22 protein-coding genes and 1 riboswitch are annotated in these 20,349 nt (G+C 45.0%); of the genes, 19 read left to right on the top strand and 3 right to left on the bottom strand.

Features of this window, described 5'->3' with window-relative positions; translation table 11 throughout:
• Nucleotides 1-52: 52 nt before the first annotated feature.
• The 11 genes from PPA03S_RS19660 (at nucleotide 53) to PPA03S_RS19610 (ending at nucleotide 9,370) form a co-directional block, all read left to right on the top strand.
• Nucleotides 53-538 (top strand): hypothetical protein, encoded by a 486-nt coding sequence (locus PPA03S_RS19660; RefSeq protein WP_062325412.1) that lies wholly within the window; start codon nucleotides 53-55, stop codon nucleotides 536-538.
• Nucleotides 539-551: 13 nt separating this feature from the next.
• Nucleotides 552-953 (top strand): ammonium transporter, encoded by a 402-nt coding sequence (locus PPA03S_RS19655; protein ID WP_062325410.1) that lies wholly within the window; start codon nucleotides 552-554, stop codon nucleotides 951-953.
• Nucleotides 950-1,501, top strand: coding sequence for a hypothetical protein (locus PPA03S_RS19650; protein WP_062325408.1), 552 nt, complete (start codon nucleotides 950-952; stop codon nucleotides 1,499-1,501). Before PPA03S_RS19655 ends, PPA03S_RS19650 begins: the two co-directional genes overlap by 4 nt.
• The gene (locus tag PPA03S_RS19645) at nucleotides 1,488-2,471 is read left to right on the top strand and encodes a hypothetical protein (RefSeq protein ID WP_062325405.1); all 984 of its coding nucleotides are present in this window, start codon (nucleotides 1,488-1,490) and stop codon (nucleotides 2,469-2,471) included. The genes PPA03S_RS19650 and PPA03S_RS19645 overlap by 14 nt, the downstream gene beginning before the upstream one ends.
• Nucleotides 2,472-2,602: 131 nt before the next feature.
• Nucleotides 2,603-4,153 carry an ABC-F family ATP-binding cassette domain-containing protein gene (locus PPA03S_RS19640; protein WP_062325403.1) on the top strand — a complete coding sequence of 517 codons (1,551 nt, stop codon included), beginning with the start codon at nucleotides 2,603-2,605 and terminating at the stop codon, nucleotides 4,151-4,153.
• A gap of 131 nt (nucleotides 4,154-4,284) precedes the next feature.
• Nucleotides 4,285-4,394: riboswitch (TPP riboswitch) on the top strand.
• A gap of 230 nt (nucleotides 4,395-4,624) precedes the next feature.
• Entirely contained in the window at nucleotides 4,625-5,296 is a 672-nt protein-coding gene (locus tag PPA03S_RS19635) for a thiamine phosphate synthase (RefSeq protein ID WP_157284272.1), read from the top strand.
• A 4-nt stretch (nucleotides 5,297-5,300) separates the two neighbouring features.
• A complete protein-coding gene (thiO, locus tag PPA03S_RS19630; RefSeq protein ID WP_062325399.1) occupies nucleotides 5,301-6,530 on the top strand; it encodes a glycine oxidase ThiO in 1,230 nt (409 codons plus the stop codon).
• The gene (gene thiS / locus PPA03S_RS19625; protein ID WP_062325397.1) at nucleotides 6,527-6,730 is read left to right on the top strand and encodes a sulfur carrier protein ThiS; all 204 of its coding nucleotides are present in this window, start codon (nucleotides 6,527-6,529) and stop codon (nucleotides 6,728-6,730) included. Before thiO ends, thiS begins: the two co-directional genes overlap by 4 nt.
• A 3-nt stretch (nucleotides 6,731-6,733) precedes the next feature.
• Nucleotides 6,734-7,501, top strand: a complete 768-nt coding sequence (locus PPA03S_RS19620; RefSeq protein WP_062325395.1) for a thiazole synthase — start codon at nucleotides 6,734-6,736, stop codon at nucleotides 7,499-7,501.
• The gene (locus PPA03S_RS19615; protein WP_062325393.1) at nucleotides 7,498-8,547 is read left to right on the top strand and encodes a MoeB/ThiF family adenylyltransferase; all 1,050 of its coding nucleotides are present in this window, start codon (nucleotides 7,498-7,500) and stop codon (nucleotides 8,545-8,547) included. The genes PPA03S_RS19620 and PPA03S_RS19615 overlap by 4 nt, the downstream gene beginning before the upstream one ends.
• A gap of 127 nt (nucleotides 8,548-8,674) precedes the next feature.
• Nucleotides 8,675-9,370, top strand: a complete 696-nt coding sequence (locus PPA03S_RS19610) for a winged helix-turn-helix domain-containing protein (protein WP_062325391.1) — start codon at nucleotides 8,675-8,677, stop codon at nucleotides 9,368-9,370.
• A gap of 135 nt (nucleotides 9,371-9,505) precedes the next feature.
• Here the strand turns inward: PPA03S_RS19610 and PPA03S_RS19605 are convergent, their stop codons facing one another.
• Together PPA03S_RS19605 and PPA03S_RS19600 are read right to left on the bottom strand one after the other, a co-directional pair.
• Nucleotides 9,506-10,006 carry a C40 family peptidase gene (locus tag PPA03S_RS19605; RefSeq protein ID WP_062325389.1) on the bottom strand — a complete coding sequence of 167 codons (501 nt, stop codon included), beginning with the start codon at nucleotides 10,004-10,006 and terminating at the stop codon, nucleotides 9,506-9,508.
• A gap of 283 nt (nucleotides 10,007-10,289) precedes the next feature.
• Nucleotides 10,290-10,931, bottom strand: coding sequence for a thiamine diphosphokinase (locus PPA03S_RS19600; RefSeq protein ID WP_062325387.1), 642 nt, complete (start codon nucleotides 10,929-10,931; stop codon nucleotides 10,290-10,292).
• 188 nt (nucleotides 10,932-11,119) lie between these two features.
• Between PPA03S_RS19600 and PPA03S_RS19595 the strand changes: the two genes are divergently transcribed.
• Nucleotides 11,120-11,788, top strand: a complete 669-nt coding sequence (locus PPA03S_RS19595) for a trimeric intracellular cation channel family protein (RefSeq protein WP_062325499.1) — start codon at nucleotides 11,120-11,122, stop codon at nucleotides 11,786-11,788.
• A 1-nt stretch (nucleotide 11,789) separates the two neighbouring features.
• Nucleotides 11,790-12,260, top strand: a complete 471-nt coding sequence (locus PPA03S_RS19590) for a low molecular weight protein-tyrosine-phosphatase (protein WP_062325386.1) — start codon at nucleotides 11,790-11,792, stop codon at nucleotides 12,258-12,260.
• A 162-nt stretch (nucleotides 12,261-12,422) separates the two neighbouring features.
• Here the strand turns inward: PPA03S_RS19590 and PPA03S_RS19585 are convergent, their stop codons facing one another.
• Nucleotides 12,423-13,157 carry an alpha/beta hydrolase gene (locus tag PPA03S_RS19585; RefSeq protein ID WP_062325384.1) on the bottom strand — a complete coding sequence of 245 codons (735 nt, stop codon included), beginning with the start codon at nucleotides 13,155-13,157 and terminating at the stop codon, nucleotides 12,423-12,425.
• Between the two features lie 255 nt (nucleotides 13,158-13,412).
• Between PPA03S_RS19585 and pdhA the strand changes: the two genes are divergently transcribed.
• From pdhA to PPA03S_RS19555, 6 genes are all read left to right on the top strand, one after another.
• On the top strand, nucleotides 13,413-14,480 hold the full coding sequence (gene pdhA / locus PPA03S_RS19580; protein ID WP_062325382.1) for a pyruvate dehydrogenase (acetyl-transferring) E1 component subunit alpha: 1,068 nt from the start codon (nucleotides 13,413-13,415) through the stop codon (nucleotides 14,478-14,480).
• A gap of 105 nt (nucleotides 14,481-14,585) precedes the next feature.
• Entirely contained in the window at nucleotides 14,586-15,563 is a 978-nt protein-coding gene (locus PPA03S_RS19575; RefSeq protein ID WP_062325380.1) for an alpha-ketoacid dehydrogenase subunit beta, read from the top strand.
• Between the two features lie 175 nt (nucleotides 15,564-15,738).
• Nucleotides 15,739-17,061 (top strand): dihydrolipoamide acetyltransferase family protein, encoded by a 1,323-nt coding sequence (locus PPA03S_RS19570; RefSeq protein WP_062325379.1) that lies wholly within the window; start codon nucleotides 15,739-15,741, stop codon nucleotides 17,059-17,061.
• A 3-nt stretch (nucleotides 17,062-17,064) separates the two neighbouring features.
• Complete coding sequence (gene lpdA / locus PPA03S_RS19565) at nucleotides 17,065-18,480, top strand: dihydrolipoyl dehydrogenase (protein ID WP_024630356.1); 1,416 nt, start codon at nucleotides 17,065-17,067, stop codon at nucleotides 18,478-18,480.
• A 322-nt stretch (nucleotides 18,481-18,802) separates the two neighbouring features.
• Nucleotides 18,803-19,597 carry a thymidylate synthase gene (gene thyA / locus PPA03S_RS19560; protein WP_062325377.1) on the top strand — a complete coding sequence of 265 codons (795 nt, stop codon included), beginning with the start codon at nucleotides 18,803-18,805 and terminating at the stop codon, nucleotides 19,595-19,597.
• Between the two features lie 25 nt (nucleotides 19,598-19,622).
• A complete protein-coding gene (locus tag PPA03S_RS19555; RefSeq protein ID WP_062325375.1) occupies nucleotides 19,623-20,111 on the top strand; it encodes a dihydrofolate reductase in 489 nt (162 codons plus the stop codon).
• Nucleotides 20,112-20,349 lie beyond the last annotated feature (238 nt).

Genomic DNA, 20,349 nt, shown 5'->3' with positions numbered 1-20,349 from the left:
TGTGTAATAGTCTGAAACATATTAAAAACTAATCATTTTAGGAGGATTTATCATGAACAATGCATCAAGCGCTCTAAAGGTGGCAGCAGGAATTTTTCTGACCATCGCCCTTATTACGATTGTGGTCCTGTTATTTATTTCGGCTCAGGAGGCAACCAAAACGGCGCAAAACAATTTTGCTGATATCCAAACCGAGTTGTCCCAGGCTGCTTTTACGGTGTATGACGGAACAACCATTAGTGGATCACAGGTAACCAACGCATTGCGTAAATATGCGGACAAGGATCAGTTTGGAATTCAGGTTATTACAGGTAAAAATAAGGGAGGTCAATGGTATGGTAATCAGTTGAATATCTCCCAGGATCTCAATAATGCAGATTATGGTTCTGTCATTTCTCCAGATGATAAAGTGGGTGTTATTAATCAAACCATGAGTGAAAAAGACAACCAATATGTCAATCCAAGTGGTAAATTCAAAGCGGTTATCGTAAAAGACAGATCCAATGTGGTAAGAGGGCTTATTTTCCAGCAATCCTGATAGGAGTTGGTTAATGATGTCCCAGAATACGCAGCAGTTCATGTTGTTCTGTACGGCGGTTGTCCTGTTTGTGACAGCCTGCCTGTACGGGCAGCAAAATGTCAAGGTTTTATCAGAGGCATTGAACCACATGATGCAGACCACTGCAAACATGGAAGGACGACTAAATACAACTTTGCACATAAGCCAGCCTGAACGTTACAGTGGCGCTGAAGTAATACATACGGTAAGACAGATGACAGGGACAACGATCAGCGTGGAGGTAGATGGGAAAGCCTATATCATTGATCCCCTTTTAAATAGAACAGTGACTATCCCTGTCCAACTTGCTGCATCGTACAGACCTGAGTTCATTAGAAATGAGACTGGCGAAGTGCTGAAGATTGCGTTTTGGAAGGAGGCCAGTATACCTTGATTAATGCCGCATCCAAGCTGCTTGCCGTTCTTCTGGCAGTCGTATTGCTGTATGTATATCCCGCAGCAGAGACAGCTGATCGGCAGGATGACATGGCTCGAATGACCGTTGTACAGAATGTTACACGTTTTGTTGATGCAGTCAGAACAAAGGGATACATTTCCCCTGGCATGTATGCAGAGTTCGAAGAACAGATGGCTAGGACTGGTAATTCATATGAAGTTTCCATGGAACATTTACATAAAAAGTATGTACCTCATTATTCTGATCCGCTGGATCACAGTACATTTTCTGGAACTTATGAGATCGTACAGGATGGCTATTATTCAGCTCAGATTAAAGCAAAGCTATTTCCATCGTCAGGTGTGCTGGCTTCTGATGATCCCGGGCGCAGATATACACTTGTGATGGGGGATTTCTTCACGGTGACCGTTAAAAATACAAATCGTACACCTGCCATGCTGATTCGTGAGTGGTTGAATGGGTCTGCCCAGGCAGCAGCCGTCTTTACCACATATGGAGGTATGGTTCTCAATGAAGATTACTGAACTTTCCATTGTGTTTGTGCTTATCTTTTTACCTATTTTCTGGGTTATATCTCACCATACCGATAGTGCCCGAGAGGCTCAATATTTAAGCGATCGATACAGGGCGGCACTTCAGACGGCAGTCATGGATGCAGGAGCGGTGATGCATCAAAATGAGAAACAAAACGATGAAGCGGGGTATGATTCAACCAAATTTGTAAAAGCGGACAAAGAGCTTGCATTACTTACGTTTACCCAAACAATGGCGCTAAATATGGGGATTCAGGATGATCCTGCCGCGACAAAGGCCATGTTTAATTACATACCTGCGATAGTTGTACTGGATTATGACGGTTATTATATTTTGGCAAACGAAACAGAATTGACGGGAAAGCTTGAAGAGTCATTCCGGCACGTTTGGAGCCCCAAGAAACCTTATACATATTCTGATTCAAATGGCAGCAGTATGAACTTCACGCTCGATGGGTATGTGTATGCCTATGATGCAGGCTTGGGCAAATGGGTGGAAGGCTTCCAGAAAGAATTGGCCTCCAGCACGCAAATCCCTCTGCTTCAGAATGCCGAGCTCTTTGAACAGGTCAGACGAACCCGGATCGTAACAAGTGTACAGGAAGATTTGGCAGAGGTTATCAACAGGCATAATGAGTTTGCAAGACGAAACGGCGTGTCCTACACCTTTACCATGCCTTTGATTTCTCAAGAAGATTGGTACAATTCAATTGATGATACGGGGCTTATGGCCTTTATTCAGGGGATACCTGTAGGGAACGAAAAGATTAATAATTATGCCATTGGAGGTGGTAGACTGGTCAAGAAAACAGCGATCATTGGCGGAGTTGATCCGGTAAGTGGAATCAAATATTATTATCCCTCCACATGTGACAATAGTTACAGGGCCGAAGAAGTGTTTACAGATGCGAAACAAGCGGCGAGGCAAGGTTATTTTGAGTATAACTGTTCCATAAATTAGGGCAGGTTGTTTGTAATATGAAAGCGAGGTTGCATGAGATGTTTACATTACTTTCAGAAAAGGCGACACCTGTGCTAAAATAGGGTTTCGGAACGATAGTAATGTCCAATAGATAGGAGCAACCTCATCTTATGAGTTTATTGTCAGTAGAGAATGTGAGTCACAATTTTGGAGATCGCACATTATTTAAAAATGTATCTTTTCGTTTACTCGCCGGAGAGCGTGTAGGCCTTGTTGGTGCAAATGGTGTGGGCAAGTCCACACTGATGAACATCCTTACCGGAAAATTGCTGAAGGACGAAGGGAAGGTTGAATGGACCCCCAAAGTTCGATATGGATATCTGGATCAGCATACCAAGCTCACGCCTGGAAAAACGATTCGTGACGTGTTGAAAGACGCGTTCCTGCCTTTGCTTGAGTTGGAAAAAGAAATGATGTCCATTACAGATCAGATGGCAGACGCCGACCCGGACAAGCTCGAATCGTTGCTGGAAGAAATGGGTGATATTCAGGAACAGTTGGAGCAAGGTGACTTTTATCTGATTGATGTGAAAGTGGAAGAGATGGCTAATGGACTCGGATTGTCGGCGATCGGTCTGGATCGTGACGTGGCCGCGCTTAGTGGTGGTCAACGTACGAAGGTATTGCTGGCCAAGCTTTTGCTGGAGAAGCCGACTGCACTTCTGCTGGATGAGCCCACGAACTATCTCGATGTGGAACACATTGAATGGTTGACGCGTTACCTGAAGGATTACCCGTATGCATTTATTCTGATTTCGCATGATACGGATTTTATGAATGAAGTCGTTAACGTTATTTATCATTTGGAATTTGCCAAATTGACGCGTTATGCAGCCAATTATAACAAATTTCTTGAAATGGCCGATATGAATAAAGCTCAGCATATTGATGCTTATGAGAAACAGCAGGAATTTATCAAGAAACAGGAAGATTTTATTCAGCGGAACAAGGCGCGTGCTTCCACCTCTGGTCGTGCCAAGAGCCGTGAGAAGCAGCTTGGCAAGATTGAACGGATTGACCGTCCTGATGAGGCTGCCAAACCTACCTTCAAATTCAAGGATGCTCGGGCGAGCAGCAAAACTGTCTTTGAGGGTATTGATTTTGAGATTGGATATTCGTATCCATTACTGCCCAAGATGACGATGACGATTGAGCGTGGCGAGAAAATTGCCATTGTCGGATGTAACGGTGTAGGTAAATCAACACTGCTGAAGACCATCCTAGGGAAAGTCCCGCCGATTAGTGGAAAGACATTTTTAGGTGATTATCTGGAAACAGCCTATTTCGAACAGGAAGTACGTGCCGGAAATATTACCCCAATTGAAGATGTATGGAATGAATTTTCCCATCTGACACAGAATGAAGTCCGGGGACATCTCGCACGTTGTGGACTGAAAAATGAGCATATCACCCGTCCCCTTAACGCGCTTAGTGGTGGAGAACAAGCAAAAGTTCGTTTGTGTAAACTTCTGATGCGTGAAAGCAACTGGATTTTGTTTGATGAGCCGACCAACCATTTGGATGTGACAGCCAAAGCAGAGTTGAAACGTGCCTTGCAAGAATTCAAGGGTACGGTATTGCTCGTATCCCATGAACCTGAATTCTATGAAGGATGGGTAACCAAAACATGGGATGTTGAGGCTTGGTCCGAGAAACAATAGTAAGTTATCCTAGAATTGAACCAGCTAGTTCAATCACTACATTGATCTTAAAGCAATAGATGAGCAGCGTAATCAATGGAAATGTACGGTGACAAAAAAAGGTGTCTATGGTAACATAGGCTACAGCTTCATATGAACACTAGGGGGGCCGCACGATGCGGCTGAGATGGAAGAATTCGATTCCGGACCCTTTGCACCTGATCTGGATTATACCAGCGTAGGGAAGTGGCGTCTTTCAGCTAATGACAAGAAACAATAATCGTTCATTTTATTGTGACATTGTCTACAAAGTCCAAGCATGCAGTTCTTGTGTATATAACAATAGGACTATCGGTTCTGTGATTATCATGCATAGAGTAACCGCGTGCGAAGCTCATTCAGCTGATACATGAATTTTAAATTCGTGGCCACTCCCCTACGGGAGTGGCTTTTTTGTTTTTTATATATCAAGGTAAATTAGGCAAGAGGAGGGTGAACAGGACGGCGATCTTCCATCAGCATGTAACCACACGATCTTTTGAATTGCATGTGGTTTCACCAGGTACAGGTGATATGGACCTTTTTTGGAACACCGCTAAGGACATATGGCGGTACGTCGATTATATTCACATTCGGGAAAAACAGCTCAGCCTGAAGCAACGGATGCTTTGGGCACAAACATTGAAAAGGCAAGGTGTTCCGTCTAACCGAATCATTATGAATGGCTCAGGTCAGTTGGCTCAACATGGGTTGGTTGGCGGTGTGCATTGGGGCCAAGCTGCTATTCGCAGTTATGATAAGGAGTTGGGGAGAGTCGATCGGCTTCGTCTAGGGGTATCGGTTCATTCTCTGGAAGAAGCAAAAGTTGCAGAAGAACGGGGAGCGGATTATCTCTTTTACGGGCATATATATGCCTCACCCAGTAAGCCAAATTGCGAGCCTAGAGGACTCGCTTCGTTGGCTGAGGTATGCTCCAAACTTTCAATTCCGGTGATCGCGATTGGTGGGATTGGGACAGAGAATATTGCTGCCATTCGAACTGCTGGCGCTAAAGGGGCTGCGGTGATCTCTGCGATTTGGTCAAGCAATAACCCGGAGCTGGCTGCAGCTTCACTGCGGCAGGCGATTACGGATTCAGAGAAGTACGCCGAACCAAGGAGATGAGATCATGAGAGATGAAGCAAAAAGTCGAAGCGGGAATCGTTCAGCTTCTCATCCAGGAGCAGTATCGAGGAGTAACGTTGGATCGGAAATTCGAGGCAAGCTTCATGCAGAAACCATTATTGTAGGCGGTGGAGTTATCGGTTGTGCCATCGCATGTGAACTCGCTACCCGAGGTCATGATGTTCTTCTGGTTGAGCGTGCGCGGATCGCTGGAGGAACTTCCTGTGCAGCCGCCGGGATGCTTGCTGCTGACAGTGAGGAATTCACTCATAGCGTGATGGCGAGGCTTGCCAGGGAGAGCAGAGCATTACTACATGAACAGAGGGAACGGATCAGTTTGCTTAGCGGAGTGGAAATGGGGTTGCAGCAGCATGGATTTATTACTCCTTTTCGTTCATACAGTGAGGTCAGCAGTTTCAAGAATAAACGATCGTCCACCTTATCTACAGAGCATATGTGGTGGGATCGTGTCGCTGTCCAGCAGGAAGCATCATGGTTAAACAGGGATACGTATGGTGCATATTACAGACCTTCCGAGAGCGAGGTTCTTCCTGTTAATCTCACGCAGGCTTTTGCCAGAGCGGCTCAAACCATGGGCGCAAGGGTGCTGGAAGGAGTACAGGATGTCCATTTGCATGCAAATCTAAACGGAATTCAGGGAATTCGATCTTCCATTGGAACGATGACCTCAAAGAACGTCATTGTTGCCGCAGGTTTACATGGAGAAGAATTAATGAGGGATGTAGGGCTGAGTTTGCCTGTTTTGCCTGTGAAAGGAGAGATTGCAGCGGTGCATTTCTCATCTCAACACGTCAGTTACAGACCTGACAAAACGGTGTATGCGGAGGATATATATATTGTACCCAAAGCCAACGGAGAAGTATGGCTCGGTGCAACGAGCCTCCCCGGAAGAACGGACACGAAAGTCTCGGTTCAGGGAATTCAGAAGCTGATTACAGCTGCAACAAGTTGGGTGCCTGGCATGAAGGAAGCCCATTTTCTCCGGGCCTGGGCGGGGGTTAGACCTTCGACGCCGGACGGATTGCCCTATATAGGGGCTTGTGAAAGTATCCCGGGTTTATTCGCTGCTTTTGGACATTATCGTAATGGAATCCTGCTCAGTGCAATTACGGCAAAACTCATGGCTGACTTGATTTGTGGCAAAACTTCGGAGGAGCTGGGGATTCAGGATCTTTATCCAGAACGCTTGAACAGAAAGGAGATATTGCATTGAACATCGTGGTCAACGGGCAATCCATGCAAATTGAAGATAGCTTGAATCGTGTGGATAAATTGCTTCAGTCATTCAATCTGCAAGTGAAAACCGTAGTGGTTGAATTGAATCGGCAAATTTTAACGCAGGAATATCATGAAACGACGGCTTTAAGAGACGGAGATCGGATTGAAATTGTACATTTTGTGGGAGGCGGTTAACACATGTTGAAGATTGGAAAATATACGTTCGGATCCAGACTGCTGCTGGGTACAGGAAAATTCTCGGATTTGGAAGTACAAAGCCAAGCGGTAGAAGCTTCAGGTACGGAAGTGTTAACATTCGCTGTTCGGCGTTTGAATCTGGAGGACCGTAACAAACAACATTTCCTGGACACACTGGATTTGAAAAGATATACCCTGCTTCCCAATACAGCAGGCGCTTCAACGGCAGAGGAGGCAGTACGAATCGCGGAACTTGCTCGGGCTTCAGGACTGTGTGATATGATAAAGGTGGAAGTCATTGGTGATGGAATCACGCTGCTTCCAGACCCGATTGAAACCTATAAAGCTTGCGAGATCTTGCTTGAAAAGGGTTTTACAGTATTGCCTTATATCTCGGACGATGTTATTCTGGCCAAACGATTGCAACTACTCGGCGTACATGCTGTCATGCCTGGTGCTTCACCCATAGGGGCAGGGAGAGGAATCATTAATCCATATAATCTGGAGATTATTATTGAGCAGGCTGTCGTTCCTGTCATTGTAGATGCTGGACTTCGTGCACCCAAAGATGCTGCTCATGCGATGGAATTGGGAGCTGATGGTGTATTGTTGAATACGGCTGTTTCGGGATCTGGAGACCCTGTGAAGATGGCTAAGGCAATGCGAATGGGGGTTGAAGCAGGCAGATTGGCTTATAAGGCAGGGATGATTCCCATTAAGCGTTATGCGGCAGCAAGTAGTCCGGCGGAAGGAATGATTCATACATGACGACTCAGACACGATCCTCTGAGCAGGGAGACCGTTACTCCAGACAGGAACGGTACGCTCCGATCGGTAAGGAAGGTCAGAATAGATTGAGTAACAGCAGAGTTTTAATTGTTGGAGCGGGTGCGCTTGGCACCGGCATTGCAGAAACACTGGTACGTTCAGGTATTGGGCATATTACCATTGCAGATCGTGATTATGTGGAGTGGAGCAACCTGCAGCGACAACAGCTATATGTGGAACAAGATGCCATTCAGCGAATGCCAAAAGCAATGGCAGCCCAGAAGCGCCTATCTGACATTAATTCTACCGTGGAAGTGATAGGCAAAGTGATGGACGTCAGGGTGGATGAACTGGAAGAATTGGTTCAAAGCGCAGACTTGATTATGGATGCGACGGATAATTTTGATACACGGTTATTAATCAATGACATGTCTCAAAAATATCGTATTCCCTGGATTTATGGCGGATGTGTGGGCAGTTATGGAATTACCTATACGTTTCTGCCTGGAGAAACCCCTTGCCTAAACTGTCTGTTAGGTGAGGTTCCGTTAGGGGGAGACACCTGTGATACGTCAGGTATTATCCCTCAAGCGGTGCAGATGGTTACGGCGAATCAGACAGCAGAAGCGATGAAGATACTTAGCGGCAATACAGATGCATTGAGACGCAAATTACTGTCATTTGACGTATGGAGGAATGAGTACATATCCATTAACGTTGATGGTGCCAAAAAAGCAGATTGCCCTTCATGCGGTGAAAAGGCTGCATATCCGTACCTGTCGGCCTCTAATTTGGAAAAAACCGACGTATTATGCGGTAGGGATACAGTCCAGATCCGTCCTTCTCGCCATATGAAACTGGATTTGCAGCAAACGGCTGTTCGTCTGGGCAAACTGGATGAAGGCAAAGTGGAAGCCAATCCGTTTCTTGTCTCTTTTACCACGGGTCCGTACCGAATGGTCATTTTTCAGGATGGACGGGTCCTTGTTCATGGAACAAAAGACACGGCTCAAGCACGTACACTGGTTCACAGATATTTTGGTTAAATCATAATACTCCGAGTCCGTTCCTTTGAGGAATGGACTTTTTCATTTTACGGCATGATAAACAAACAACGTTGTGCGATGCCAGTGAAAAGATGCAGCAGCGCATAGAGACAGGCCGGGTGAAAAAATGACAACATCCATGTTACTGGTTGGCAGCGGAGAGCAGGTTACTTTTATCCAAGATGTATTATGTGCAGAAGGGTATTGCGTTGAACGATTGGAATGGGCCGAATTGAAGCATGGTTCCAAATTACCTTTGGCGGAACTAAGCATGTTTATATTAGTGAATGAAACGAGTAAGGAAGAGGAAGAGTATGTGAAAACGGGACTGGAGTTGTTGGTACAAAAGGGTGTCATTTCCCCACTGCTTGTTATAACCCCAAAGATTTCTCCAGAACGAATTGTGGAATGGCTGGACTATGGTGCTAATGATGTGATGGAAGAGCCAATACATCGTAATGTGCTGATGGCCAGAGTGCGAAATCTGTTACGTGTATTTGCACATGTCACACAGGAAGATGAGGAAGTCATTGTAGTGCATGATCTAAAAGTGAATCTGCGTTCACGTCGAGTGAGTCGAGCGGGTGAATATCTAATGCTTACTCCGAAGGAATACGAATTGCTGGAGTTTCTTGCCCGACATGTCAACGAGGCATGTGCGCGGAACGTCATTCTGAGGGAAGTATGGGGATATGATTTTGCAATGGATACCAACGTGGTAGACGTATATATCAAACATTTGAGGGTAAAGGTGGATAAGGGGAGGGACATGAAATTAATTCATACGGTTCGTGGAGTCGGCTATATGCTGCATACCCAATAAAAGAATACGTTTAACCAAAAACCGGATCATGTTTCCACATACCACCAGTTTGGGAAAGTCCACTTATCGGGTAAATATAAAAGGACCGGATCATTAGATCCGGCCCTACTCGCTTTGGTGTAATTGAAATATGAACTACAATACGCGGCGAGCTTTGATATACGTTTTTTTCCAGTGTCCCGAGTTCAAATCGGAAAGCGTTACACCAGGAGAACCGTACGTGTGCAGAACTTTTCCGTTTCCTGCGTATACTCCAACATGAGTAATATTGGAGCCAGTGGAACGACTACCGCTGGAGAAGAATACCAGATCTCCTACACGCAGATTTGCTTTGGAAACTGCTACGCCTTCTTTGGATTGCTTAACGGATGTACGCGGCAAGTTTACACCATACTTTTTGAAGATGTATTTCATAAAAGAAGAGCAGTCAAAATTCTTTGTTGTAGAAGTTGACGCACCAAATTTATATGGAGTTCCGGTGAATTTTTTACCATAGTTTACAATTTGTTGTCCTGTGGATACAGATGCGCTTGCGGCCTGTGCAACAGGTGCATTAGTCATTAATACAGCTCCAAAACCTAGTGTAGCGCACAACCCGACGGTTACGGCCTTTTGGACAAAGATGTTTGTTTTCATGTGAGTACCTCCAAAATTCGTTTTCGTTTAGTTGCTAGAGCGAGTATAACAGCTTTGTAACAGCCTAAAAATTGGATGAGCCACGCCAAAGCTTAGGGCCGCAACGGTTTGGGTTTGTTTATTAAAATACCATTAAAAATGTCAAAAAATTAATCATTGACGAGTCAGCATGAGTTATAAATACAGAAAAGACCCTTGATATCAAGGGTCTTTGACGTTTTTTTTGATTATATTTAACTATAATCATAGATTACAAAATCGTAATAAGTATATTCAAAAAAAGTTAATCTTTGCTCTGAATAATAAGCAATAACCCGCTTTCGATAGAGACGTTCCCCGACTTTCCGAGCAGTTTGTTACTAATTCCTAAAGACTGCCCCATACGTATGGTCGCATGATCTAAGGGGTACATGAATCCTTCCAATGTAATACCGGTCACTTCATTGGTTAGTGGCAGCAGGGAGATATATTCATAACCACGGTCCTCCACAAAAGCATCGGAGGTCGTTAGCATCATATAATTGTGTTCATCCTGAAGTGTACAGGAAATATGATGCTGCATAGCGCGAACCATAATATGTACGTTGGCAAGCGTATGATCCATCCGTGTACCTGTTGCACCCAACATCAGAATATCGGTAGGCTCAAGATCCAGTGCTGTCTCAAATGCCATCTCGGTATCCGTCAAATCCTTATGCACCGGATCACAGGTGATGATCCGTTCACTGTTATCTCGTACACTCTCCCGTTCCTCTTCGGTAATGGAATCAAAATCTCCAACAGCTATATGAGGTTGAATCCCATGTTCTATTAGAAATAAGGCGCCGCGGTCGGCCGCGATTATAATATCGTCTTTACTGATTTCTTTGAGGAACTCCGAAGAAAGGCTTCCACCTGTAAAAATAATAACTCGTTTCTTAGTCATTCTATTTCATCCTTCCTGATTAATGAGAAACTGGTTCTCTTCTTATACAATGTGGTCGATCTGTACAAGGAACATTCCCAAAACCAGTATAATCCACAAAATGTAGTTGCACAATTTCGGCCCTCGCGGATACAATGGGTAGAGCGACATGGAGATGACTTGAAAAGTGAGGTTTGAACAGGTTGGACTTGCACATTTTTGAAGTATTCAGCATTATAGGCACCATTGCCTTTGCAATGTCAGGGGCCTTCGTAGCAATGGAAGAGGAATATGATATTCTTGGGGTTTTGGTGTTGGGCCTTGTCACCGCATTTGGAGGCGGGGTGATTCGTAACGTGCTGATTGGGGTACCTGTGACAACTCTGTGGAGCCAGGGAGTGCTTATTATGCTAGCCCTTGTATCCGTAGCCGTTGCGTTCATACTACCACTCAAGTGGATTGGTCACTGGAAGCGCACGGAAGCGCTGTTCGATGCGATTGGACTTGCGGCTTTTGCGATTCAGGGGGCATTATATGCGGTGAATATGGGGCATCCCATTAGTGCAGTTATCGTAGCCGCAGTAATGACCGGAATAGGCGGAGGGATCATTCGTGATTTGCTGGCTGGCCGGAAACCACTGGTGCTGCGTGATGAAATCTATGCCGTCTGGGCAATTACAGCTGGTTTTGCGATCGGCATGGGGTGGTTCACAACGAATGTTGGGCTGCTAATATGCTTCGGTGCTGTTGTGTTCTTTCGGATGTGTTCGGTTCATTATAAATGGAAACTGCCCCGTCGTTCTCTTGTACATAAGGAGAATGTGAAACCTCAGGCAGCACAACCGGCATTTAACCACACCTTGAGTAAGGGGGAATAACATGATACACGTTTTGTTTGTATGTTTGGGCAACATTTGCCGATCTCCGATGGCTGAGGCAGTACTGAGACACAAAGTGAAGGAAAAAGGTTGGGATCAACTGATTCAGGTAGACTCGGCAGGCACAGGAGACTGGCATGTGGGTAAACCTCCACATGAGGGCACTCGTAATTTGCTTGATTCGTATCGGATTTCCTATGCCAATATGGCTGCAAGACAATTCGAGAGTGCAGACTTCTCACATTTCAACTACATTATATGTATGGATGATTCCAACGCAGCGAACGTACGGAACGTTCCAGGTGGAGAAGAAGCTGAACTGATCCAATTGATGGATTTGCTTCCTGATGAAACACTTCGCGAAGTGCCTGATCCATACTATACAGGGAATTTTGAAGAAGTGTACAGGCTTGTTGATGCGGGTTGCGACGTGTTGCTGGAACGGATTGAGAAGGATCATTCATTAGTTTAACTATGCTACAGAAGATTTGATGTATAACTACAAGGTTGATAGAAGAGAAGAAGATGGACCGAGAAAGCAGGAGAGTCTGCTTCTTTTTTGAATACATATGTAAGCGGTATCATTCAAAGGTAAAACAATAGCGGCATTTCAGCCGCCGTTGAAGTTGTTGGATTAATGTTCTTGTAGAAAATAAAGCAAAGCTTCGGGCAGTTCCTTCTGCCAGAATCCCCATTGATGATGACCGTCTTTCTCCCGATAGGAGACGAGTGCACCACGTTTTTCAAGCAAATCGCGAGTATCCTGATTCAATTGTACAAAATTATAGGTTCCTGTGTCCGCTTCAAAAGCAGTTTCCTGTAATCCAACAATCATCCAGATCGAGAGCCAGGACAAGTCCTGCTCTGCAGCATAGATTTCCTGAGAAGCTGAGTAGAAGGCGCCGGACAGGCTGATGACACGAGTAAACAGATCAGGGTAGAGCAGGGCAAGATGAAGTGAAACACTGCCACCGAGTGAGTCTCCCGCAAGGACACGCTCTTGTGGAGAGCGGCGAACAGGATATTTCTCTTCTACATAGGGAATAATCTCTTCAGCGAAACATGCGGTATATGCCTTGAACCGATCGCCGAAGGGGGCATATTCTTGAGTTCGCACGGAAACGTCAACCTGAACCCCTACTATAATGAAAGGTTCGGCTCCCTCGTCAAGGATAATGCGGTTAGCAGTGGTGGCAATACGACCAAAGTTGAAAAATTCTTCACCGTCCTGACAGTAAACAACAGGATAGCTTAGCAATTCGTTATAGCCTGGGGGAAGATAAATTCGCAGTGTACGCTTCTCTCCAAGAAAGCGACTCTCAATCTCTTCTTTCACAATCGTACGTTTCAAATAGCGGGAATCCGTCATAAAACGTCACCTTTCTCGGTTAATTTTTGCATTCGACCTCGCAATACGGTAAGATTAACGTTGTGCGGGGATAGGTCAAATACGCAAACATGTATTATGCTGTTATACTAATATTAAGCCCCTGTTATACATACAATCCGGAAGGAAACACAAAAAAATTACGGATATCTTTGACGTATGCAGTGAAACAGGTGTATAATAATATTATAACAGCGGAACTTGATATTCAAATTTTTTGTTGAGGTGAAGAAAAAAATGAGCAAGGTTCCTTATGAAGTGTATACGGAGGATGTAGAAGCTCTGTCCGTGCTGTCTCCTGACGGCGAAATTGTTAACAAAGACATGATGCCTAAACTTTCCGACGATCAATTAAAAGAAATTATGTACCGCATGGTATTTACCCGTACTTGGGATGACCGTGCAGTAAACCTGGGCCGTCAAGGTCGTCTTGGTTTCTATGCTCCAGTATCTGGTCAAGAAGCTACAATGGTTGGTAGTGAATTTGCAATTGAAAAAGAAGACTTTGTATGTCCTGGCTATCGCGACATTCCGCAACTCGTATGGCATGGACTTCCTCTTTATCAAGCATTCTTGTACTCCCGTGGACACCAACATGGTGGACAAATTCCAGATGGCGTTAATGTATTGATGCCACAGATCATCATTGGTGCACAAATCCTGCACGCAATGGGTATTGCTATGGGTTACAAATTGAAGAAACAAAAACAAGTTGTTATTACGTACACAGGTGATGGTGGTTCTTCCGAAGGCGACTTCTATGAAGGTCTGAACTATGCTGGTGTGTATAAACTGCCTGTTATTTTCTTCGTACAAAACAATGGTTATGCCATCACAACTCCTTTTGCCAAACAAACGGCAGCTCTGTCCATCGCTCACAAAGCGGTAGCAGCAGGGATCAAAGGTGTTAAAGTTGACGGTATGGACATCTTCGCAGTTATCAAAGCAGTTCAGGAAGCTGCTGAACGTGGTCGCAACGGCGAAGGCGCAACTCTGATCGAAGCAGTAACTTACCGTTTCCGTCCTCACTCCCTTTCGGACGATGCTTCCAAGTATCGTACAAAAGAAGAAGAGGCAGAATGGAATGCTAAAGATCCAATCGCACGTTTTGCTAAATATCTGGAGAAAAAAGGTCTTTGGACTGAAGAAGATACAGCACGCGTGAAAGAAGAAGCAAAAGCTAAAGTAAATGAAGAAATCAAAAAAGCGGAAAAAACCGAGAAAATGACGATTTCAGGCTTGATCGACAGCATGTTCGAACAAACGCCTAAGCACTTGGAAGAGCAAAAAGCTGATTTCCAATAAGTTTTTTCCGATAAAGCATAAACATCCGGGACGGATTCCGGTGTCCCGGTATACATGTATGAATTCAAATGTGAACTGTCAATGTTTAAGGAGGAAATGAAGCAAATGGCACAAATGAACATGAAAGAAGCAATCCGTGATGCGCTTCGCGTGGAGTTGAAACGTGATCCTAACGTTCTGCTTTTCGGTGAAGACGTAGGTAATGTAGGCGGCGTTTTCCGTGTAACGGAAGGTCTGCAAAAAGAGTTTGGCGAAGAGCGTGTATTTGATACTCCACTCGCTGAGTCCGCTATTGGCGGTCTGGCTGTAGGTCTGGGTGTTCAAGGCTTCCGTCCGGTTGCCGAGATCCAATTCGTTGGTTTTATCTTCGAAGCACTTGACCAAATGGTAGTTCAAGCAGCTCGTATGCGTTTCCGCTCCGGTGGCAAATACAATTCTCCAATCGTTTTCCGTACACCATTCGGTGGCGGTGTAAAAGCGGCAGAATTGCATACAGATTCCCTCGAAGGTTTGCTTACGCAAACTCCGGGTATTAAAGTGGTAGTACCTTCTAACCCTTACGATGCAAAAGGTCTGATGATTGCATCTATTCGCGACAACGACCCTGTATTCTTCATGGAGCACTTGAACTTGTACCATGCATTCCGTGCAGAAGTGCCTGAAGAAGATTACACCGTTGAGCTGGGCAAAGCGAACGTTGTTCGTGAAGGTTCTGATGTAACGATCATTACTTACGGTATGATGGTTCACACTTCTGTGAAAGCAGCAGAAGAGCTAGAAAAACAAGGAATCAAAGTTGAAGTTATCGACCTTCGTACAGTTAGCCCGATCGATATCGATACCATCGTTGCTTCCATTAAGAAAACAAACCGTGCAATTGTTGTACAGGAAGCTCAAAAGAGCGCAGGTGTTGCAGCTGAAGTCATTGCCCAAATCAATGAAAAAGCAATCCTGCACCTGGAAGCACCGGTTCTGCGTGTAGCTGGTCCGGATACTGTATATCCATTTGCACAAATCGAAGATACATGGCTTCCTAACCCAGCGCGTATCGTTGCTGCGGTTAATAAAGTCGTAAATTTCTAATTTAATCATCTGACATGCCGCAAGGCGCAGTATGGTGATCCACACCGCAGCGCAAGCTGCACTGTAAACAGCCATTAGCCCCTTGAGTAACAGTTTATTGCACTAGCAGTAACGGTTGTTTCTTGGAGTTAAGGGTTGTTTTCAGGATTGAGACATAATCAAGGAGGTTTTTCAGTTGGCTAAATTTGAATACAAATTCCCTGAACTGGGCGAAGGCCTTCACGAAGGCGAAATCATCAAGATGCACATCAAAGTCGGTGACAAAGTAACTGACGACGATATCATCATGGAAGTACAGAACGACAAAGCAGTCGTTGAAGTACCTTGTCCGGTTAACGGAACAGTAACAGAAGTGTTTGCTAAAGACGGTCAAGTTTGCCACGTAGGCGAAGTTGTCGCTGTTATCGATGCTGAAGGTGAGCTTCCTGAGCAAGACGACGCTCCAGCTGGCGATCAAGGGGAGCAAGAAAAAGATGCAGCTCAAGGCGGAGCTGACACAAGCGGTTCTTCCGCAGCAGCATCCAGCTCGGATGCAGCTAAAGAAGGCGGTAACAACAGCGTTCCGGCAGTACCTGCCAAAGACGTTCTGGCAACGCCAAGCGTGCGTAAATTTGCTCGCGAACAAGGTGTAGACATCGCTCAGGTTAATGGTACTGGCAACAACGGTAAAGTAACCAAAGAAGATGTTGAATCTTTCAAAAATGGTGGCGGTTCTTCCGCAGCGGCATCTTCCGAAGCTCCGGCTCAAGAAGAGAAAAAATCCGCAGCACCAGCAGCTGTAGCAGCTGATCAACGCCTTGAAGAAGAGCGCGTACCATTCAAAGGTATCCGTAAAGCAATCTCCAATGCAATGGTTAAATCTGCTTACACAGCACCTCACGTTACCATCATGGACGAAGTGGACGTAACTGAACTGGTTGCTTTCCGTACTCGCATGAAACCTATCGCTGAGAAAAAAGGAACAAAAGTTACTTACCTGCCATTCATCGTTAAAGCATTGGTTGCGGCTTCCCGCCAATTCCCTGCTCTGAACGCAATGATCGATGAAGAAGCTAACGAAATTGTTTACAAAAAATACTACAACATCGGTATCGCCACAGATACAGACAACGGCTTGATCGTTCCTGTTATCAAAGATGCTGATCGTAAATCCATCTGGATGATTGCTGATTCCATTCGTGATCTGGCAGCTCGCGGCCGCGACGGCAAATTGAGTGCCAATGAAATGAGAGGAAGCACGATCTCCATCAGTAACATCGGTTCTGCTGGCGGTATGTTCTTCACTCCGATCATCAACTTCCCTGAAGTTGCAATTCTCGGAACTGGACGCATCAGCGAAAAAGCCGTTATCAAAAATGGCGAAGTTGTTGCAGCACCTGTAATGGCTCTTTCCCTGAGCTTCGACCACCGTATTATCGATGGCGCAACAGCACAAAACTTTATGAACTACATTAAACAGCTGCTCGCTAACCCTGAGCTGCTTGTTATGGAGGTGTAAGATATGGTAGTAGGCGACGCTTCTCTCAATATCGACACATTAGTAATTGGTGCGGGTCCTGGTGGCTATGTAGCTGCCATCCGTGCTGCTCAACTGGGCCAAAGCGTATTGATCGTAGACAAATCCGAACTGGGTGGCGTTTGTTTGAACCGCGGATGTATTCCATCCAAAGCCCTGATCTCGGCTGCACACCAATATGAGTCTGCACTGCACGGCGAAGCTTTTGGTATCTCTGCTGAGAACGTAAAAGTGGACTTTAGCAAAACTCAAGAATTCAAAAACGGCGTTGTTAAGAAAATGACTGGCGGCGTAGCTGGTTTGCTCAAAGGCAACAAAGTTGAAGTTTTCAACGGTGAGTGCATGTTCATCAACGAAAACGAAGCTCGTGTATTCAATGATCACGAGTCTCCACGTTACAAATTCAAAAATGCAATCATTGCAACAGGTTCCCGTCCAATCGAGCTGAAACCTTTCCCGTTTGGCGGACGCATTCTGTCTTCGACAGAAGCTCTGAACTTGCCTGAAGTTCCAAAAAGCATGATCGTTATCGGTGGTGGATATATCGGTGCCGAGCTTGGTCAAATGTACTCCAAATTCGGTGCGAAAGTAACGATCATCGAAGGTTTGGATACTGTACTGCCAGGTTTCGATAAAGACATGACTAGCCTCGTTGCTAAAAACATGAAGAAAACAGGCATCGAAATCGTAACGGGTGCAAAAGCGGAAAGTGCTGAGCAAACGGATAAAGATGTAACTGTTAAATATTCTGTGAATGGTGAGTCCAAAGAAGTAACTGCAGATTATCTGCTCGTTACTGTTGGACGTCGTCCAAATACAGACGGAGAGCTTGGTCTGGACCTGATTGGCGTAGACGTTGACGAGCGTGGATTTGTCAAAGTTGATCACCAAGGCCGTACTAGCATTCCTCACATCTTCGCAATCGGTGATATCGTATCTGGTCTGGCACTTGCCCACAAAGCTTCTTATGAAGGTAAAGTGGCTGCTGAAGCAATCGCAGGACAACCATCTGTAGTTGACTACAAATGTATGCCTGCAGTTGTGTTCACAGATCCTGAGTGCTCCAGCGTAGGTTACACTGAGAAAGAAGCGAAAGAAAAAGGCTACAAAGTAAAAGCTGGCAAATTCCCTTATGCGGGTAATGGCCGTGCAGTATCTTTGAACCATGCTGAAGGCTTCGTGAAAATCGTAGCTGACGAAGAAAGCGGCCTCGTATTGGGTTGCCAAATCGTAGGTCTGGAAGCTTCCAATCTGATTGCTGAGCTTGGTCTTGCAATCGAGATGGGCGCTACTCTGGAAGATTTGGCTCTGACTATTCACGCTCACCCAACTTTGGGCGAGATCGTGATGGAAGCTGCGGAATTGGTTATGGGTCACCCGATCCACATCATTTCCCGCTAAGATCGTCTAAGCTTCGGATTCGTCCGGCATTATTCGTAAATTAAAAAGGGATGGATAACGTGATTCAACGTTGTCCGTCCTTTTTTTATGTGAAACACCTAAAGAGAGAAGGTATTTAAGACTTGAATAATGAAGCTACTACAGCACAAGAATCATGCAAACTGAGGCTCGATGTGGTACACTGTAACAACCAATATGACAGCATAGAGGCCCATAGGTCGATGCTGCTTTCAAATAAGGCAAATTGGAGCAAACACAAGCTGTGTGAATGTTCTTGTTTGTTTTTATTGTTATGAAATAAGAAGTGCGAGGAGAATATAATTTGAAAAACTATCTCGATTTATTACAGGATATCCTGGACACAGGCGTTCATAAGGGAGACCGCACCGGAACCGGAACACAGTCTGTATTCGGTAGACAGCTTCGCTATGATCTTTCCGAAGGTTTTCCACTTGTTACAACCAAACGAATCCATTTGAAATCGGTTATTCATGAGCTGTTGTGGTTTTTGAGCGGGGATACGAATATATCCTATCTGAAGGAAAACGGCGTGAAGATCTGGGACGATTGGGCAGATGAGAACGGCGACCTGGGACCCGTGTATGGTTCGCAGTGGCGTACATGGGAAGCACCTAATGGAGAGAAAATTGATCAAATTGCGGCGGTTATTGATTCGATCAAAAACAACCCGGATTCACGACGTCACCTTGTCAGTGCCTGGAATGTGGCGGAGATTAACAATATGAAGCTGCCACCATGTCATTTTGCGTTTCAGTTTTATGTGGCTGAGGGTAAACTATCGTGTATGCTTACCATGCGTTCTGTAGATACGTTCCTCGGGCTGCCATTTAACATTGCCAGCTATGCGTTGCTCACACATATGATTGCCCAGCAGTGCGATCTTGAAGTTGGAGAGTTCATCTGGTCCGGTGGGGATGTACACATCTACTCAAACCATGTGGAACAAGTGAAAACCCAGTTGGAGCGTGAGCCATATGCGTTGCCAAAACTGGTGATCAAACGCAAGCCTGATTCCATTTTCGATTATACGTTTGAAGATTTTGAGTTTGAGAACTATCAGCATCATCCGGGTATTAAAGCCCCGATTGCGGTATAACACGGATTGAAGGAGTGTGTAATCTTTGAGCATTGAACTTGTATGGGCGATGGGCGAGAATGGTGTCATTGGATTGAATAATTCCATTCCGTGGCGTTTGCCAAAAGATATGGCCTTTTTCAAGCAGCGTACGTTAAACAAAACGATTATTATGGGACGCAATACATGGGAGTCCTTTGGAGGCAAGCCGCTTCCACAACGTCGGAATATTGTTGTAACCAGAGATCTGAACTACAAAGCGAATCAGGCTGAAGTGGTGCATACGATTGAAGAGGGTCTGGAAGTTACTAAAGGCGAAGAACTTTGCGTCATTGGGGGTTCTCAGGTCTATCGTGAGTTTTTGCCGCTTGCAGATCGCTTGGTGGTGACCAAAATTCACGAGAATTTTGAAGGGGATACCTTTTTCCCGGAAGTGGACTGGTCAGTGTGGGAATTGAAGGAGCAGATTGAAGGCGAGCAAGATGAGAAAAATGTTTATGCATATACGTTTGAATTCTATGAACGAAAACGCTAAAGGATCCACAGATAGGCTGGCAGAACCCGAACATTTTGCTGTGAACGAATGATGTGGGACGCTGATTTACGAACTATTCGTGAACGGCGTCTTTTCTTATAAAAAGAAAAAGCTTCTAATGGAGGTGACATAAAAATAACATTACCTTTACGTTAAATTAACGATACGAACGAATATAATACATAGCTCAACTAGCTTTTTAGTAAAAAAGTATAAATAATGTAAAGTTTTACCGTTG

It is taken from the genome of Paenibacillus pabuli NBRC 13638 (assembly GCF_001514495.1).
Classification (GTDB): domain Bacteria; phylum Bacillota; class Bacilli; order Paenibacillales; family Paenibacillaceae; genus Paenibacillus; species Paenibacillus pabuli.
This window is presented reverse-complemented; position numbering and strand designations above follow the sequence as displayed.

What these genes read in the sequence shown, in the direction of transcription:
- lpdA (WP_024630356.1), top strand. Translation starts at nt 17,065, where the DNA reads ATGGTAGTAGGCGACGCTTCTCTCAATATCGACACATTAGTAATTGGT.
- PPA03S_RS19640 (WP_062325403.1), top strand. Translation starts at nt 2,603, where the DNA reads ATGAGTTTATTGTCAGTAGAGAATGTGAGTCACAATTTTGGAGATCGC.
- PPA03S_RS19610 (WP_062325391.1), top strand. Translation starts at nt 8,675, where the DNA reads ATGACAACATCCATGTTACTGGTTGGCAGCGGAGAGCAGGTTACTTTT.
- PPA03S_RS19655 (WP_062325410.1), top strand. Translation starts at nt 552, where the DNA reads ATGATGTCCCAGAATACGCAGCAGTTCATGTTGTTCTGTACGGCGGTT.
- pdhA (WP_062325382.1), top strand. Translation starts at nt 13,413, where the DNA reads ATGAGCAAGGTTCCTTATGAAGTGTATACGGAGGATGTAGAAGCTCTG.
- PPA03S_RS19585 (WP_062325384.1), bottom strand. Translation starts at nt 13,157, where the DNA reads ATGACGGATTCCCGCTATTTGAAACGTACGATTGTGAAAGAAGAGATT.
- PPA03S_RS19600 (WP_062325387.1), bottom strand. Translation starts at nt 10,931, where the DNA reads ATGACTAAGAAACGAGTTATTATTTTTACAGGTGGAAGCCTTTCTTCG.
- PPA03S_RS19645 (WP_062325405.1), top strand. Translation starts at nt 1,488, where the DNA reads ATGAAGATTACTGAACTTTCCATTGTGTTTGTGCTTATCTTTTTACCT.
- PPA03S_RS19620 (WP_062325395.1), top strand. Translation starts at nt 6,734, where the DNA reads ATGTTGAAGATTGGAAAATATACGTTCGGATCCAGACTGCTGCTGGGT.
- PPA03S_RS19660 (WP_062325412.1), top strand. Translation starts at nt 53, where the DNA reads ATGAACAATGCATCAAGCGCTCTAAAGGTGGCAGCAGGAATTTTTCTG.
- thiO (WP_062325399.1), top strand. Translation starts at nt 5,301, where the DNA reads ATGAGAGATGAAGCAAAAAGTCGAAGCGGGAATCGTTCAGCTTCTCAT.
- PPA03S_RS19575 (WP_062325380.1), top strand. Translation starts at nt 14,586, where the DNA reads ATGGCACAAATGAACATGAAAGAAGCAATCCGTGATGCGCTTCGCGTG.
- PPA03S_RS19590 (WP_062325386.1), top strand. Translation starts at nt 11,790, where the DNA reads ATGATACACGTTTTGTTTGTATGTTTGGGCAACATTTGCCGATCTCCG.
- PPA03S_RS19615 (WP_062325393.1), top strand. Translation starts at nt 7,498, where the DNA reads ATGACGACTCAGACACGATCCTCTGAGCAGGGAGACCGTTACTCCAGA.
- PPA03S_RS19605 (WP_062325389.1), bottom strand. Translation starts at nt 10,006, where the DNA reads ATGAAAACAAACATCTTTGTCCAAAAGGCCGTAACCGTCGGGTTGTGC.